Raw genomic sequence first — 15,164 nt, 5'->3', positions numbered from 1 at the left:
AACGGGCCCCGTCTTGAAACTCCCAGAATCGACCACATCTATAGCGGTATCTGGCAGGTTTCTTCATTCAGGATGGTTTTCAGGTCCGGCCTGCTCAAAAGGAAGGTGACCCTATGCGTATTGACCGTTTAACCAGCAAACTGCAATTGGCCTTGTCCGACGCCCAGTCATTGGCTGTCGGCATGGACCATCCCGGTATCGAACCGGCGCATCTGATGCAGGCCATGCTCGAACAACAGGGCGGTTCCATCAAGCCGCTGCTGATGCAGGTGGGCTTTGATGTCAACAGCCTGCGCAAAGAGCTGGCGAAAGAACTCGACCACTTGCCCAAGATCCAGAACCCCACCGGCGACGTGAATATGTCCCAGGATCTGGCGCGGCTGCTCAACCAGGCCGACCGACTGGCCCAGCAGAAGGGCGATCAGTTCATTTCCAGCGAACTGGTGCTGCTCGCCGCCATGGACGAGAACAGCAAGCTCGGCAAATTGTTGCTTGGCCAGGGCGTGAGCAAGAAAGCCCTGGAAAATGCCATCAACAACCTGCGTGGCGGCGAAGCGGTAAACGACGCCAACCACGAGGAGTCCCGACAGGCGCTGGACAAATACACTGTCGACCTGACCAAGCGCGCCGAAGAGGGCAAGCTGGACCCGGTCATCGGCCGCGACGATGAAATCCGCCGCACGGTCCAGGTGCTGCAGCGTCGCACCAAGAACAACCCGGTGCTGATCGGTGAACCCGGCGTCGGCAAGACCGCCATCGCCGAAGGTCTGGCCCAGCGCATCATCAACGGTGAGGTGCCGGACGGCCTCAAGGGCAAGCGCCTGTTGTCCCTGGACATGGGGGCGCTGATTGCCGGTGCCAAGTACCGTGGCGAGTTTGAAGAAAGGCTCAAGGCCCTGCTCAACGAGCTGTCCAAGCAGGAAGGGCAGATCATCCTGTTCATCGACGAACTGCACACCATGGTCGGTGCCGGCAAGGGCGAAGGTTCGATGGACGCGGGCAACATGCTCAAACCCGCGCTGGCCCGTGGTGAGTTGCATTGCGTCGGCGCGACCACCCTCAACGAGTATCGCCAATACATCGAGAAGGACGCGGCCCTTGAACGGCGCTTCCAGAAAGTGCTGGTGGACGAGCCGAGCGAGGAAGACACCATTGCCATCCTGCGCGGCCTGAAGGAGCGCTATGAGGTGCACCACAAGGTGGCGATCACCGATGGCGCGATCATCGCGGCGGCCAAGCTCAGCCATCGTTATATCACCGACCGCCAGTTGCCGGACAAGGCCATCGACCTGATCGATGAGGCCGCCAGCCGCATCCGCATGGAGATCGACTCCAAGCCGGAGGTGCTGGATCGCCTGGAGCGGCGCCTGATTCAGCTCAAGGTCGAATCCCAGGCCCTGAAGAAAGAAAGCGACGAAGCGGCGAAGAAGCGCCTGGAGAAACTGCAGGAAGAGATCGTCCGTCACGAGCGTGAGTATTCCGATCTGGAGGAAATCTGGAACTCGGAAAAAGCCGAAGTCCAGGGTTCGGCGCAGATCCAGCAGAAGATCGAGCAATCGCGCCAGGAGTTGGAAGCGGCTCGTCGTAAAGGCGACCTCAATCGCATGGCCGAGCTGCAGTACGGGGTGATCCCGGATCTGGAGCGCAGCCTGCAAATGGTCGACCAGCACGGCAAGAGTGAGAACCAGTTGCTGCGCAGCAAGGTGACCGAGGAAGAGATTGCCGAAGTGGTGTCCAAGTGGACGGGCATCCCGGTGTCGAAAATGCTCGAAGGCGAGCGCGACAAACTGTTGAAGATGGAAACCCTGCTGCACCAGCGTGTGATTGGTCAGGAAGAGGCCGTCGTAGCCGTGTCCAATGCCGTGCGTCGGTCCCGTGCGGGGCTTTCGGACCCTAACCGTCCAAGCGGTTCGTTCATGTTCCTCGGCCCGACCGGTGTCGGTAAAACCGAATTGTGCAAAGCGTTGGCCGAATTCCTCTTCGACACCGAAGAAGCCATGGTGCGCATCGACATGTCTGAGTTCATGGAGAAGCATTCCGTGGCGCGGCTGATCGGTGCCCCACCGGGCTACGTCGGTTATGAAGAGGGCGGCTACCTGACCGAGGCGGTGCGGCGTAAACCGTACTCGGTAATCCTGCTCGATGAGGTCGAGAAGGCGCACCCGGATGTATTCAACATCCTGTTGCAAGTGCTGGAAGACGGGCGTCTGACCGACAGTCACGGGCGTACGGTTGACTTCCGCAATACCGTGATCGTGATGACCTCCAACCTGGGCTCGGCGCAGATCCAGGAGCTGGTGGGTGATCGCGAGGCGCAGCGTGCCGCGGTGATGGACGCGATCTCCACGCACTTCCGCCCGGAATTCATCAACCGGGTCGATGAAGTGGTGATCTTCGAGCCGCTGGCCCGTGACCAGATCGCCGGCATCACCGAAATCCAGTTGGGCCGTCTGCGCAGCCGCCTTACCGAGCGCGAGCTGAAGTTGCAATTGAGCGACGAAGCCTTGGACAAGCTGATTGCCGTGGGTTACGACCCGGTGTACGGCGCACGACCGCTCAAGCGTGCGATTCAGCGCTGGATCGAGAACCCGTTGGCTCAGTTGATTTTGTCCGGGCGCTTCATGCCAGGCGAAACCGTGACTGGCACGGTGGAGAACGACGAAATCGTCTTCAACTGACAGCCAGCACGTGCTTTGATCGAATGGCCTCGCATTGCGAGGCCATTTTTTTCATCAGGCCGTTGAACTCAAAGGAAAAGGCTTGTAAAGTGCGCCCCGCAGTCAGTCACCCACGGGTTACTTCTCACCGGGAAGGAATCCAAAACAAGTTGCAAATCATTGTCTTGAAAGCAATTTAGGGGGTTGACAGCGGTTTTGAAGATTGTAGAATAGCGCGCCTCAGACACGCGAACGCAGCGATGCAGACGGGTAGAAGAGGTTGAAGCGAGATTAGACAAGCTTCAATGTTGTAACTTGAAATATCAGTTCCGTGATAGCTCAGTCGGTAGAGCAAATGACTGTTAATCATTGGGTCCCAGGTTCGAGTCCTGGTCACGGAGCCATTTCAATCGGGGTATAGCGCAGTCCGGTAGCGCGCCTGCTTTGGGAGCAGGATGTCAGGAGTTCGAATCCCCTTACCCCGACCATATTTGGGTCGTTAGCTCAGTTGGTAGAGCAGTTGGCTTTTAACCAATTGGTCGTAGGTTCGAATCCTACACGACCCACCATTTTTGAAACCAGTTCGCTGGAATCGAATCTCAAGATCAGAGGCCAAAAGCGCTGATCGAGGAAGGCGACTTGCGAAGGTCGCCTTTTTTTTACCGGGGTATAGCGCAGTCCGGTAGCGCGCCTGCTTTGGGAGCAGGATGTCAGGAGTTCGAATCCCCTTACCCCGACCATATAGAAAATCCCCGTATCGAAAGATACGGGGATTTTTTTTGCATGCGAAAAAGCGCAACGCTTCAAGTTGTCGTACAACTGGCCGATAAACCGCCGACAGGGACTCCACACCATTTCACGCCAACAATAAAAAAGGCATTCCATTATGTTTCTTCGTCAGATGAATATCGCCCGCCGTGCCGCGTTGGGTTTTGCCTTGATCGCCCTGTTGGTGGCGCTGCTCGGAGTCTTTGCGTTGGGGCAGATGTCGAGCATCCGCGACAGTGAGGTCGCCGTTGAAACCCAGTGGTTGCCGAGCATTCGCGGTGGTGACGAGATTCGCGAATTGATGCTGCGTATTCGCACCATCTCCCTGCGCATGGCCCTGGACCAGGATCCGAAGAACACTTCGGTCTACCGGGGACAAATGGACACCCGCGATAAGGAACTGAGCGAAAAGATCGCCAGTTACGAACGGCTCGTCGTGACGCCTGAAGGCAAAGCGCTCTATGACCAGTTCAAGCAGACGTTTGCCGCCTACCGTGCGGGTATTGCGCAATCCTTCACCCTCGCCGAGCAAGGGCGTCGGGATGAACTGATCAAGCTGCTGCTGGTGGACATGAAGACCGTAGTGGACGGTTCCGGCAAGCAGCTCAACGATCTGGCGGAGCTGTTCTCCAAACAAGTCTCTATCGAGAGCCAGAAGTCCCAGGAGCACTACGCCAATTCCCGCATGATCGTCACCCTGTTCATTGTGCTGGCTGCGCTGGCGACGGTGGCCTTGGCAATGCTGCTGACGCGCAGCATCGTCAAGCCCTTGGGCGAGGCACTGAACGCCGCAGAGAGCGTGGCCAAAGGGGACCTGACCCGGCCGATCGAAACCCATGGCAGCGACGAAGTGAGCCGCTTGCTCAAGGCGCTGGCGACCATGCAACAAAACCTGCGTGATACGTTGCAAAGCATCAGTGGCTCGGCGACGCAGCTGGCAACGGCGGCGGATGAGCTGAACGCGGTCACCCTCGACAGCACCCATAGCCTGCAACAGCAGAACAACGAAATCGAACAGGCCGCCACCGCTGTCACCGAAATGACCACAGCTGTCGAGGAAGTGGCGCGCAACGCAGTTTCCACTTCCGATGCCACGCGCCAATCCAGCGAATCGGCGTCCCTTGGGCAGCAGCGGGTCAGCGACACGGTCGACGCGATTGGCGCCCTCGCCAACGATGTAGAAGTGACCGGTGGCCTGGTGCAGTCCCTGGCGAACCAGTCGCAGGATATCGGCAAGGTCCTGGACGTGATCCGGGCCATTGCCGAGCAAACCAACCTGCTCGCGCTCAACGCGGCCATCGAGGCCGCACGGGCCGGCGAAAGTGGTCGCGGTTTTGCGGTGGTGGCGGACGAAGTCCGGGCGTTGGCTTATCGCACGCAGCAATCAACCCAGGAAATCGAGCAGATGGTTCAGGGCATGCGCACCGGCGCCACCCAGGCCCTGGACTCCATGCAGGCCAGCTCCTCTCGCGCAGCCAGTACACTGGCGATGGCGGAACGGGCAGGGGAGGCGTTGCAGACCATCACGGCGTCGGTCAGTGAGATTCACGAGCGCAACCTGGTGATCGCCAGCGCCGCCGAAGAACAGGCACAGGTGGCCCGCGAAGTGGATCGCAATCTGGTGAACATCCGTGATCTGTCCGTGCGCTCGGCTACCGGAGCGGACCAGACCAGCGCCTCCAGCCATGAGCTGTCGCAACTGGCGAACTCGTTGCGCACGATGGTGCAGCGGTTTCAGGTGTGATTGCAGGGCGGGTTGACAGTGTTGCCCTCATCGCGAGCAGGGCTCGCTCCCACAGTTGATCGAGTGTCCTCAAAAGAATGCGATCCCTGTGGGAGCGAGCCCTGCTCGCGATGGCGGCGTGTCAGGCTCAGTGCAACTTGAGCCGAGGCTCGGTCCCGCGCCCGATCTTGCTGCCCAGCATCAGCATGGCCGTGCGAAACATGCCGTATAGCGCCATCTGGTGCATGCGGTACAGCGACACGTAGAACATCCGCGCCAGCCAACCTTCGAGCATCACGCTGCCGGTGAGGTTGCCCATCAGGTTACCCACCGCCGAAAACCGTGACAGGGAAATCAACGAGCCGTAATCGGTGTACTTGTAGTGCGGCAGCGCCTTGCCTTCGATCCGCAGTTTCAGGGACTTGGCCAGCAGCGAGGCCTGCTGGTGCGCGGCCTGGGCACGGGGTGGTACGTTGCGGTCGGAGCCCGGCTGCGGGCAGGCCGCGCAATCGCCGAAGGCGAAGATGTTCTCGTCGCGGGTGGTCTGCAGGGTCGGCAGTACCAACAGCTGATTGATCCGGTTGGTTTCCAGTCCGTCGATGTCCTTGAGGAATTCCGGGGCGCGAATCCCGGCAGCCCAGACTTTCAGGCTCGCGTCGATCACTTTGCCATCGACGGTGATCAGGCTGTCGGCGGTGACCCGACCGATGGCGGCATTGGTCATCACGTTGACCCCCAGTTTTTCCAGGGTCTTGTGCACCGGGCCGCCGATGCGCTCGGGCAATGCCGGCAGCACCCTTGGCCCGGCCTCGATCAGGGTGATGTGCATGTTTTCCGGCTTGATCCGGTCCAGGCCATAGGCCGCCAGCTCATGGGCCGCGTTGTGCAACTCGGCTGCCAGTTCGACGCCGGTGGCCCCGGCACCGACGATGGCGACGCTGATCCGCTCCTCGGTGTCGGTCTGGCCGGCGTGGGCACGCAGGTAATGGTTGAGTAGCTGTTGGTGGAAGCGTTCGGCCTGCTTGCGGGTATCGAGGAACAGGCAGTGCTGCGCCGCGCCCTCGGTGCCGAAGTCATTGGTGGTGCTGCCGACTGCAAGCACCAGGGTGTCGTAGCTCAATTCCCGGGCCGGCAACAGTTCCAGGCCAGCCTCGTCATACGTGGCGGCCAGTTGGATGCGCTTGCGTTCCCGGTCCAGGGCGCTCATGCGTCCAAGCTGGAACTCGAAGTGGTTCCATTTCGCCTGGGCGACGTAATTGAGTTCGTCTTCGGAGGAGTTGAGAGAGCCGGCGGCCACTTCGTGCAGCAGTGGTTTCCAGATGTGGGTCAGGTTCGCGTCGACCAGCATCACGCTGGCCGTGCCGCGCTTGCCCAGGGTCTTACCCAGGCGGGTAGCCAACTCCAGGCCGCCGGCGCCGCCGCCAACGATAACGATACGGTGAGTCATGGGGATATCTCGCAAGGCTAAAGGAAATCGGTGCCGTTACCCTCGCGAGCAAAAGGTGTTGTGCCTCACAAATACTGTTTGTGAGGCACAACACCTGCTCATAGCGTCAGGTAACTGATCAGTCGGCTCAACAGACCCAGGCCGATGGTCACGGCCAGTACCACCACCAGGAGCAGCCACGGCCGGAAAGGCCGGCGCTCAACTCGGTGCTGGGACAGTTGCAGGTACTCTTCGACATGCTTCTGGTCTTCGGGGTTCAGGCGGCTCGTCATAAAGGCCTCGTCAGGTAGACGTTACGAAGTGTACAGACGTTACAGGCAATGTAATCGGGCATGGGACTTCACAAACTGATCCCGACATCGAACACGATGCTGCGACCCAGGTTGCCCCGCAGGAAATCCGGCGCGTCGGGATGGGCGAACAGCACCCGGGCGAAGGTCGGCCCCACCAACGACAGCGAGCGCCAGCCCTGGCGCAGGTATTCGGTTGGGGGCGGGAAGTGGCTGTTGAGGTCCAGCACTTCACGCTTGAGACTGGCAAACGCGATGATGTCCAGTTCCCCCAGGTCCATGCCCCGTTCTGTGTAGTTGTGGGCTTTCTTGCGCAAGGTCGGCGCCAGCCTCAACAGGAACTCATTGGCCGGAATCCGCCTGGGCTTGGCCTCGCGGCGTACCAATTGGCTGAGGGAAAAGGCACTGCGGCGGCGTTGCAGTTCGTCGCGCCATTCGTCATTGAGGCGACGACCTTCGTCGAGGACGAAAAATACCTCGAAGTTCGCGTCGCGGAACAATACGTCCGGCGGCTCCCCCGCGGGGGTGAACTCATCGGCGCGATAGGGCACGTTCAGCCCCTGCAACAGCCGCTGGCAGACCCAACGCTCACGCTCCCATTTGCGGGCGTTGGAGAGAAAAGCGTTGGCTTGCTCGGCCGCGATGGTCAGCAGGCGTAAGTAGTCGGAGTCATCCATGAACCCAAGCTTAGCGTTCAATTGCGACAAGCTGAAAGCGTTGCGTTGATTAATGGGGGGTAGGTGGGGTGTAGACTGCCGGATTGAACTCTTAAATGACGCCAGGGCAGGCGAAAGGTGTAGTCCATGATCGGAGCTCAATTGCTCTCACCACAGACACTGACGGTTGGTTGGCTGATTTATGTACCGGTGCTGGCCTGGGCGGTATGGCGGGCGCCGTGGGTCGAGCTGTTCACCGACAGCCGTCGTCAGCACCTGCTGTTCGGCACGGTGCTGGCACTGTTCATGTTGTGGCTGGTGCGACGGGACTTCGAGACCGGTGTCTCGTATCACTTCATTGGCATGACGGCGGTCACGCTGCTGCTGGACTGGCCGCTGGCGATCCTCGGCGGGCTTTCTGCGCAGCTTGCGCTGGTGCTGTTGGGGCGCCAGGACATGGCGGCGATGGGTGTCAACGGCGTGTTGCTGGTCCTGTTGCCGGTATGGGTCACCGAGTGCTGTGCAATCCTGGTGGAGCGTGCCCAGCCGCGTAATCTGTTCGTGTACATCTTCTGTTCAGGTTTTCTTGCCGCTGCTCTGTCGGCGTTGCTGTGCCTGCTGCTGGGGCTCGGCTTGCTGTGGTACGACGGGGTATTCGCCATGCCGTACTGGTTGGGCGATTTCGTCGGCTACCTCTGGCTGATCATTTTTCCCGAGGCCTTCATCAACGGCATGGTGGTCAGCGCCCTGGTGGTATTCAGTCCCGAATGGCTCGAGACGTTCAACCGCACGCGCTATCTGTCGGCGCCCTGGAAGGATGACGACAAGCCTTGATTCACATCAAGGCCGGGCAGGCAGCGGCGCTTCATGCTCTGGAAAATTTCCAGGAGCACAGCCATGAGTGTTTATGAGTGGGCGAGACAAGAGATCAGGCGCAGTCACGACGCGGCGATGGAGATCGGCTTCGATCCAGGCCTGAGCCTGCGCGCCTTGCTCAGTGCAATCGTGCAACAGAGCAAGACAGTGCGCAGCGTTGAAGACCTGGCCGATGAGTTGAGTTTCCTGGCGGAGAACCTCGACGATGAACAGGATTACGGTTTTATGCGACCTTAGTGGTGCGAGCGAGGATTGAAGTCCTCGCTGAACAGTTCATCCTCGGCATCCGGGCTGACCGGGATTTTGTGTTCTTCCGACGCCCAGGCGCCCAGGTCGATCAGTTTGCAGCGATCGGAACAGAACGGTCGGAATTTGCTCTCCGGGCTCCATTCCACAGGTGCGCCGCAGGTCGGGCAATTGACGATTTGGGTCTGGCTCATGACTGGCCTCCACGCAAGGTAAGGTAAAAGTGATGCAGGCGTTCGACCTCGGCGTGCAGCCACGCGAGGTCGCGGTCGTTGACCACCACGTCGTCTGCATGGCTCAGGCGATCCTGGCGGCTGGACTGTGCCTTGAGGATGGCCTGGACCTGCTGTTCGCTGGTCTGGTCGCGCTGCAAGGTGCGTTCGATCTGCAGCTGTTCCGGGGCATCGATCACCAGGATGCGCTGGGTCATGGCGTATTGTCCCGACTCGATCAGCAGCGGCGATACCAGAATCGCATACGGCGATTGTGCCAAGGCCAAGTGGTGCGCGATCTCATCGGCTATCAACGGGTGCAGCAAGGCTTCGAGCCAGCGCCGTTGCTCGGCATTTTCAAAGATCAGTGTGCGCAGCGCTCCACGGTCGAGGGCGCCGCCGGCCTGCAACACGCCGGGGCCGAAATGCCTCGCGATTTCCGCCAGCGCCGGGCGCCCCGGCTCGACGACCCAGCGTGCCGCGTGATCGGCGTCGACGACGTGCACACCCAAGTCGATGAAGTGCTGCGCCGCCGCGCTTTTGCCACTGCCGATGCCGCCGGTCAGGCCGAGGATCCAGGGTTTTTCCAAAGAGGTGTTCATTAGAAACCGACAGACTGCCAATAAAAGTCCGTTATTTGACCACCCCAGAGCAAGGCAATCCAGCCGGCAATCGCCAGATAAGGTCCGAAGGGAATCTGAGTCGATGTCGGCGCATCCCGCATGCGCAGCATGACAATGCCGACGACGGCACCCACCAGGGAAGACAACAGCAACGTCAGAGGCAGGATTTGCCAGCCGCCCCAGGCCCCCAGCATCGCCAGCAGTTTGAAATCCCCATAGCCCATGCCCTCTTTGCCGGTGATCAGCTTGAATACCCAGAACACCGACCACAGCACCAGATAACCGGCCACGGCGCCCCACATCGCCTCGTTCAACGAAACGAATACACCGAAGCTGTTGACGATCAGGCCCAGCCACAACAACGGCAGTACCAGCGTATCGGGCAGCAATTGATGCTCGGCATCAATCAGGCTCATGCCCAGCAGGCCCCAGGTCAGGACCATCACCATCGCGGCCTGCCAGCCGAAGCCGAAATGCCAGGCGACAAACGCCGACAATGCGCCACAGGCCAGTTCGGTCAATGGGTAACGCTTGCCAATGGGGGCTGCACAGCTGGAACAACGCCCGCGCAGCGCCAGGTAGCTCAGCAACGGAATATTTTCCCAGGCCCGGATGCGGTGTCCGCAATGGGGGCATTGGGAGTGAGGCAACACCAGGTTGTAGGCCGGGCCGGGCGTTTCGGCGGGCAGGCCGAGCAAGTCGTGGGCTTGCAGCCGCCACTCGCGGCTGAGCATCTTGGGCAGACGCCACACCAGGACGTTGAGAAAGCTGCCGACAATCAGCCCGAGCAGTAGTGCCGCCAGCACAAAGGCCAAGGGATACAGCACGAAGAATTCGGTCAGGGGCATGTCAGATCGCAGAGCCGAGTTGAAAGATGGGCAAGTACATCGCGACCACCAGGCCGCCGACCACCACCCCCAGGATCACCATGATGAAGGGTTCCATCAGGCTGGTGAGGTTGTCCACCAGATTGTCCACTTCGGCCTCATAAAAGCTCGCCACTTTGTCGAGCATGTCGTCCAGCGCGCCGGATTCCTCGCCGATGGCAGTCATCTGGATCGCCAGGTTCGGAAAGATGCCCGAGGCGCGCATGGAGAAATTCAGTTGCATGCCGGTCGAGACATCCTGGCGGATGCGCTGCACCGCACGCTTGAACACGACGTTGCCAGTGGCGCCGGAAACCGAGTCCAGGGCTTCCACCAGCGGCACGCCGGCCGCGAAAGTCGTGGACAGCGTGCGGGCGTAGCGGGCCACCGCGGATTTGTACATCAGGGCACCTACCAGCGGTAGCTTGAGCAGCCATTTATCGCGCCAGTCACGAAACCCCTGGGAGCGCTTGAGCGCGTACTTCACGCCGAAGAAGCCGCCCACCAGGCCCCCCAGCAGCAGCCACCACCATTGCTGCATGAACTCCGAGAGGCCGATGACCATGACCGTGAACGCCGGCAGTTCGGCGCCGAACCCGGCGAACACCGACTCGAATTGCGGGACGACCTTGACCAGCAGGATGCCCGTGACCACCGCAGCGACGAGGATGACGGCCGTCGGATATGTCATGGCTTTCTTGATTTTGGCCTTGAGGGCCTCGCTCTTTTCCTTGTAGGTGGCAACCCGGTCCAGCAGCGTGTCCAGTGCGCCGGCCTGTTCACCGGCGTCCACCAGGTTGCAATACAGCTCATCGAAATATTGCGGGCATTTGCGCAGCGACGCGGCGAAGCTGTTGCCGGCGGCGACTTCCTGTTTCACCTCATCCACCAGCTTGCGCATGTTGGCGTTGTCGAAGCCTTCGCCAATGATGTCGAACGCCTGCAACAACGGCACGCCGGCCTTGAGCATCGTGGCCATCTGGCGGGTGAAGAGAGCGATATCCAGCGGCTTGATGCGCTTGCCCTTGCCGAATATCGAGGTGGACTTCTTGCGCACCTTTTCCGGGTTGATGCCTTGCTTGCGCAATTGTGCCTTGACCAGGGCCGGGCTCTGGCCGGCCAGCTCGCCGGACATCTTCGTGCCCTTGCGGTCCTTGCCTTCCCACGTATAGGTATCGGTTTTGACTGCCTTGACCGCCATGCTCAATCCTTGGTGACCCGGTTGATTTCTTCGAGGCTGGTCATTCCTTGCATCACTTTGAGCAGCCCGGAGGCGCGCAGGTCGTTGAAGCCGTCCTTGCGCATTTGCAGGTCGATTTCCAGCGAGTTGCCCTCGGCCATGATCAGCCGTTGCAGCTCGGGTGTGTTCTTGACCACTTCATAAATCCCCACGCGTCCCTTGTAGCCGTTGTTGCACTGTTCGCAACCGACCGGCTCATAGATCGTGAACGAGCCGATGCGTTCCCGGGGGAAACCTTCCTTGAGCAATGTCTCTTCGGGAATTTCGATGGCCTTCTTGCAATGGCTGCACAGCTTGCGCGCCAGTCGCTGGGCGATGATCAGGTGGACCGCCGTGGCGATGTTGAAGCCGGGAATGCCCATGTTCTGCAAACGGATCAAGGTTTCGGCAGCGCTGTTGGTGTGCAGTGTCGACAACACCATGTGCCCGGTCTGGGCCGCCTTGATGGCGATTTCAGCTGTTTCGAGGTCACGGATCTCACCGACCATGATCACGTCCGGGTCCTGGCGCAGGAACGAACGCAGCGCCTGAGCGAAATCCAGGCCCTGGCGTGGGTTCACGTTGACCTGGTTGATCCCTTCCATATTGATTTCCACCGGATCTTCGGCAGTGGAAATGTTGATGTCCACGGTATTGAGGATATTCAACCCCGTGTAGAGCGAGACGGTCTTGCCCGAGCCGGTCGGCCCGGTTACCAGGATCAGACCTTGCGGTTGTTTGAGGGCCGCCAGGTACAGCTCTTTCTGGTCCGGTTCGTAGCCCAGGGCGTCGATGCCCATCTGCGCACTGGAGGGGTCGAGAATCCGGATCACCACTTTTTCGCCCCAGAGCGTGGGCAGGGTGTTGACCCGGAAATCGATGGATTTGGTTTTCGACAAGCGCATTTTCAACCGCCCGTCCTGAGGCTTGCGCCGTTCGGAAATATCCAGGTTGGCCATGACCTTCAGGCGCGCAGCGATGCGGGTCGCCAGCTGGATCGGCGGACGGGCGACTTCGCGCAACATGCCGTCGGTGCGTACCCGCACACGGTAGGATTTTTCATAGGGCTCGAAATGCAGGTCGGAAGAGCCGCCCTTGATCGCATCCAGCAGCATCTTGTTGACGAAGCGCACCACCGGCGCATCGTCGGCGTCCAGGCCGGCGATGGCGTCCTGCTTGTGGTCATCGCCCGACTCGATGTCCAGGCCATCGAGGTCTACATCGCCCATGCCTTCCAGGCCTGTGGTACTGGATTCGAAGAACTTTTCGATGGCGTCGCTGAGTTTGTCGTCCTCCACCAGGATGGCTTCGGTGGTCAGGCCGGTACTGAACTGAATGTCATTGATAGCCTGGTGGTTGGTGGGGTCGGAGATGCCCACGAACAGTTTGTTGCCTCGCCGCCACAACGGCAGCGCATGGTGCTGGCGAACCAGTTTCTCGCTGACCAGACCCGTAGGCTGGGCCTCCTTGTCGAGGCTGTTGAGATCCAGCAGGGCGACGCCGAAGTGTTCTGAAGCGATCTCCGCAACCTGGCGGCTCTGGACCAGTTTGTTCTGCACCAGATAACTGACCAGGGGCATGCGAGTGCGTTGGGCCTGTTGGTGCGCCTGTTGCGCACTTTGTTCGGTGAGCAGTTCGGCCAGCACCAGTTGCTTGGTCAGGCCGCTGAGAGCGATGTCATTCATGGGGATCCCGGACGCAGACAGTTCATGACTTATAGCCTAGTCAAGCATCAACACCAAACCAGCGGGGTGGGGTGACAAAAAATGTCAGATAGTGCGGTTGTTGGGGTGGGGCGCAGGCCTTCTACGGCCCTGAACCCTCGGTGGGCATGGCTCCGGACGGTTGGCATGTGCCCTGCAACGGCTGCCCCAACCATGAGATTTCGCCTCATGTATGGAGATATCTATGAACAAGCAGAGTGGCTTTACCCTGATCGAGCTGCTGATCGTCGTGGCGATCATCGGCATCCTGGCGACCTTTGCGTTGCCGCAATATTCCAAATACCAGGCGCGGGCCAAGGTGACGGCGGGCCTGGCGGAGATCACCGCGTTGAAAGTGCCGTTCGAGGACACGATCAACTCGGGAACCAACCCGACCCTCGAACTTGTTGGCGGGACGGCAACGACCAGTAACTGCACCACCACTGCCTCGGGTGTTGCCTCTACAGGGGTCGGCACCATTGGCTGCACCATCCTCAATGCGCCGGGCCCGGTGGTGGGCAAGACGATTACGCTGAGTCGTTCGGGCACCGGTGTATGGACCTGTGCCACCACGGCTGAACAGGAATACGCTCCGAAGGGCTGCACCGGTGCCGCCGCTGCAGGTAGTTGAGGCATAAAGGTTGATCTGACCGGCCCCGCTTTTAGCGGGGTTTTTGTTTAGGAAAATGCTCTGCAATTCAGTGGCTTAAGCCATGGCCGAAACCCGCATGTTGCATGTACAAAATCGAGAGGTCATGCATTTTGCATGATTCCGTAAAATGCCGTTTCGCTTAACTTATTGATTTACATATATTTTCTTAAGACGAAAAAACTGGCACACCCTTCGCACTACTCCTGACAGCCCTGCCGGAATGCATTAGCCGGCAGTTTCTGAGAAAAACAGGAGTTACTCGTATGAAGAAGTTCGCTATCACTGCCGCTGCTGCTACCGCACTGACCCTGACCATGGCTAACGCCGCATTTGCCCAGAACGTTCAAGCGACGCAGGCTCCAATGATGCTGGCTGCTGGCGAAGTTACGAAAGCCAAGGAAGAAACCAAAGACACCTGGATCACCACCAAGGTCAAAGCGGACCTGGTCACCGAAAAAGGCATTCCAGGCACCGATATCAAGGTCGAAACCAACAAAGGCGTTGTGTCCCTGTCGTCGGATGTCGCTGTCACGAAGGCACAGAAGGAAACCGCCGTGGCGATTGCCAAGAAAATCAAAGGCGTGCAAGCCGTATCGGCTGATGGCCTGAAGGCCGAATAACGCCAAGACTTCTCGCCTGGACCGGGAGAAGGCACGGCAAACGGGCCGAGTCATACGTTTGCCGTTGCTTTGGAGTTCATGCGAAAGGCCACAGGGAGGTGGCCGTCCACAGGCCCCCGGCGTTTGCCGGGGGCCTGTTCTATTCAGTGGTCAGAGATCGGGTCGCCAGTATCGCGAGCAGGCTCGCTCCCACAAGGGATTGGCGGTGAACTGTCGTAATGAGGGCACACAAGACACTGTGGGAGCGAGCCTGCTCGCGATGGCGGTGGAACAGGCATCAACCTTGTTTGCCATGAAGCAGTTGCGGTTCAGCGCCCACGCTTGCTGGTGATCTGAACCAGTCGATTGCCCTCGAAGCGCAGGTATTGGTACATGCCGCTGTTGGGCCCATAGGTCCACTCTTCCACCGGGTATTCTTCCCGTCGATTGACACTGCGCTTGTAACCCAGGTCATCCCGAGCCGCCGGTTCTCCGCATTTTTGCAGCACTTCGCTGGAGCGGTTACCGACGCTGATCAACTGGCTGCCGCAGCGCAACGTGTCGGCAGCCGGTGCCTGACTCGCAACCAGCAACAAAACCAGGTAGAGCCAGCAAGCGCGTTTCATC

General features: G+C 59.8%; 15 protein-coding genes and 4 tRNA genes. 10 read left to right on the top strand and 9 right to left on the bottom strand.

What is annotated here, in order from left to right:
* Nucleotides 1–113: 113 nt before the first annotated feature.
* The 6 genes from clpB (at nucleotide 114) to EGM97_RS20595 (ending at nucleotide 5,169) form a co-directional block, all read left to right on the top strand.
* Nucleotides 114–2,678 carry an ATP-dependent chaperone ClpB gene (clpB, locus tag EGM97_RS20620; RefSeq protein ID WP_238963962.1) on the top strand — a complete coding sequence of 855 codons (2,565 nt, stop codon included), beginning with the start codon at nucleotides 114–116 and terminating at the stop codon, nucleotides 2,676–2,678.
* A gap of 307 nt (nucleotides 2,679–2,985) precedes the next feature.
* Nucleotides 2,986–3,061: transfer RNA gene (locus EGM97_RS20615), tRNA-Asn, on the top strand.
* A gap of 7 nt (nucleotides 3,062–3,068) precedes the next feature.
* A tRNA-Pro gene (locus EGM97_RS20610) sits at nucleotides 3,069–3,145 on the top strand.
* A gap of 5 nt (nucleotides 3,146–3,150) precedes the next feature.
* A tRNA-Lys gene (locus EGM97_RS20605) sits at nucleotides 3,151–3,226 on the top strand.
* Between the two features lie 94 nt (nucleotides 3,227–3,320).
* Nucleotides 3,321–3,397, top strand: a tRNA-Pro gene (locus tag EGM97_RS20600).
* Between the two features lie 146 nt (nucleotides 3,398–3,543).
* A complete protein-coding gene (locus tag EGM97_RS20595; protein WP_238963964.1) occupies nucleotides 3,544–5,169 on the top strand; it encodes a methyl-accepting chemotaxis protein in 1,626 nt (541 codons plus the stop codon).
* Nucleotides 5,170–5,296: 127 nt separating this feature from the next.
* Here EGM97_RS20595 and EGM97_RS20590 read toward each other — a convergent pair whose 3' ends face one another.
* The 3 genes from EGM97_RS20590 to EGM97_RS20580 form a co-directional block, all read right to left on the bottom strand.
* Nucleotides 5,297–6,595 (bottom strand): NAD(P)/FAD-dependent oxidoreductase, encoded by a 1,299-nt coding sequence (locus EGM97_RS20590; RefSeq protein WP_238963965.1) that lies wholly within the window; start codon nucleotides 6,593–6,595, stop codon nucleotides 5,297–5,299.
* A gap of 98 nt (nucleotides 6,596–6,693) precedes the next feature.
* Complete coding sequence (locus tag EGM97_RS20585) at nucleotides 6,694–6,867, bottom strand: DUF3094 family protein (RefSeq protein ID WP_053153560.1); 174 nt, start codon at nucleotides 6,865–6,867, stop codon at nucleotides 6,694–6,696.
* Nucleotides 6,868–6,935: 68 nt separating this feature from the next.
* Nucleotides 6,936–7,562, bottom strand: a complete 627-nt coding sequence (locus EGM97_RS20580; RefSeq protein WP_024779575.1) for a DUF1780 domain-containing protein — start codon at nucleotides 7,560–7,562, stop codon at nucleotides 6,936–6,938.
* Between the two features lie 126 nt (nucleotides 7,563–7,688).
* Here EGM97_RS20580 and EGM97_RS20575 point away from each other — a divergent pair, with 126 nt between their 5' ends.
* Both EGM97_RS20575 and EGM97_RS20570 read left to right on the top strand, forming a co-directional pair.
* The gene (locus EGM97_RS20575) at nucleotides 7,689–8,375 is read left to right on the top strand and encodes an energy-coupling factor ABC transporter permease (RefSeq protein WP_238963967.1); all 687 of its coding nucleotides are present in this window, start codon (nucleotides 7,689–7,691) and stop codon (nucleotides 8,373–8,375) included.
* A gap of 63 nt (nucleotides 8,376–8,438) precedes the next feature.
* Nucleotides 8,439–8,654: a hypothetical protein gene (locus tag EGM97_RS20570; RefSeq protein ID WP_003185533.1), complete on the top strand. Its 216-nt coding sequence runs from the start codon at nucleotides 8,439–8,441 to the stop codon at nucleotides 8,652–8,654.
* On the opposite strand, the gene yacG is transcribed toward EGM97_RS20570, so the two are convergent.
* Genes yacG through pilB form a run of 5 tightly spaced genes read right to left on the bottom strand, consistent with a single transcriptional unit; the run spans nucleotide 8,651 to nucleotide 13,268 of the window.
* Nucleotides 8,651–8,857: a DNA gyrase inhibitor YacG gene (gene yacG, locus EGM97_RS20565; protein ID WP_238963969.1), complete on the bottom strand. Its 207-nt coding sequence runs from the start codon at nucleotides 8,855–8,857 to the stop codon at nucleotides 8,651–8,653. The genes EGM97_RS20570 and yacG overlap by 4 nt on opposite strands.
* A complete protein-coding gene (gene coaE / locus EGM97_RS20560) occupies nucleotides 8,854–9,477 on the bottom strand; it encodes a dephospho-CoA kinase (protein WP_238963971.1) in 624 nt (207 codons plus the stop codon). The genes yacG and coaE overlap by 4 nt, the downstream gene beginning before the upstream one ends.
* On the bottom strand, nucleotides 9,477–10,346 hold the full coding sequence (locus EGM97_RS20555; protein WP_238963979.1) for a prepilin peptidase: 870 nt from the start codon (nucleotides 10,344–10,346) through the stop codon (nucleotides 9,477–9,479). Before EGM97_RS20555 ends, coaE begins: the two co-directional genes overlap by 1 nt.
* Nucleotide 10,347: 1 nt before the next feature.
* The gene (locus EGM97_RS20550) at nucleotides 10,348–11,565 is read right to left on the bottom strand and encodes a type II secretion system F family protein (RefSeq protein ID WP_238963985.1); all 1,218 of its coding nucleotides are present in this window, start codon (nucleotides 11,563–11,565) and stop codon (nucleotides 10,348–10,350) included.
* Nucleotides 11,566–11,567: 2 nt separating this feature from the next.
* A complete protein-coding gene (gene pilB, locus EGM97_RS20545; protein WP_238963987.1) occupies nucleotides 11,568–13,268 on the bottom strand; it encodes a type IV-A pilus assembly ATPase PilB in 1,701 nt (566 codons plus the stop codon).
* Between the two features lie 223 nt (nucleotides 13,269–13,491).
* Between pilB and EGM97_RS20540 the strand changes: the two genes are divergently transcribed.
* On the top strand, nucleotides 13,492–13,917 hold the full coding sequence (locus EGM97_RS20540; RefSeq protein ID WP_238963989.1) for a pilin: 426 nt from the start codon (nucleotides 13,492–13,494) through the stop codon (nucleotides 13,915–13,917).
* A gap of 284 nt (nucleotides 13,918–14,201) precedes the next feature.
* Complete coding sequence (locus EGM97_RS20535; RefSeq protein ID WP_238963990.1) at nucleotides 14,202–14,558, top strand: BON domain-containing protein; 357 nt, start codon at nucleotides 14,202–14,204, stop codon at nucleotides 14,556–14,558.
* A gap of 308 nt (nucleotides 14,559–14,866) precedes the next feature.
* On the opposite strand, the gene EGM97_RS20530 is transcribed toward EGM97_RS20535, so the two are convergent.
* Entirely contained in the window at nucleotides 14,867–15,163 is a 297-nt protein-coding gene (locus EGM97_RS20530; RefSeq protein ID WP_238963992.1) for a DUF2845 domain-containing protein, read from the bottom strand.
* Between the last annotated feature and the right edge of the window lies 1 nt (nucleotide 15,164).

The organism is Pseudomonas sp. AF32, from assembly GCF_022342325.2.
In the GTDB taxonomy this organism is placed as follows: domain Bacteria; phylum Pseudomonadota; class Gammaproteobacteria; order Pseudomonadales; family Pseudomonadaceae; genus Aquipseudomonas; species Aquipseudomonas uvaldensis.
This window is presented reverse-complemented; position numbering and strand designations above follow the sequence as displayed.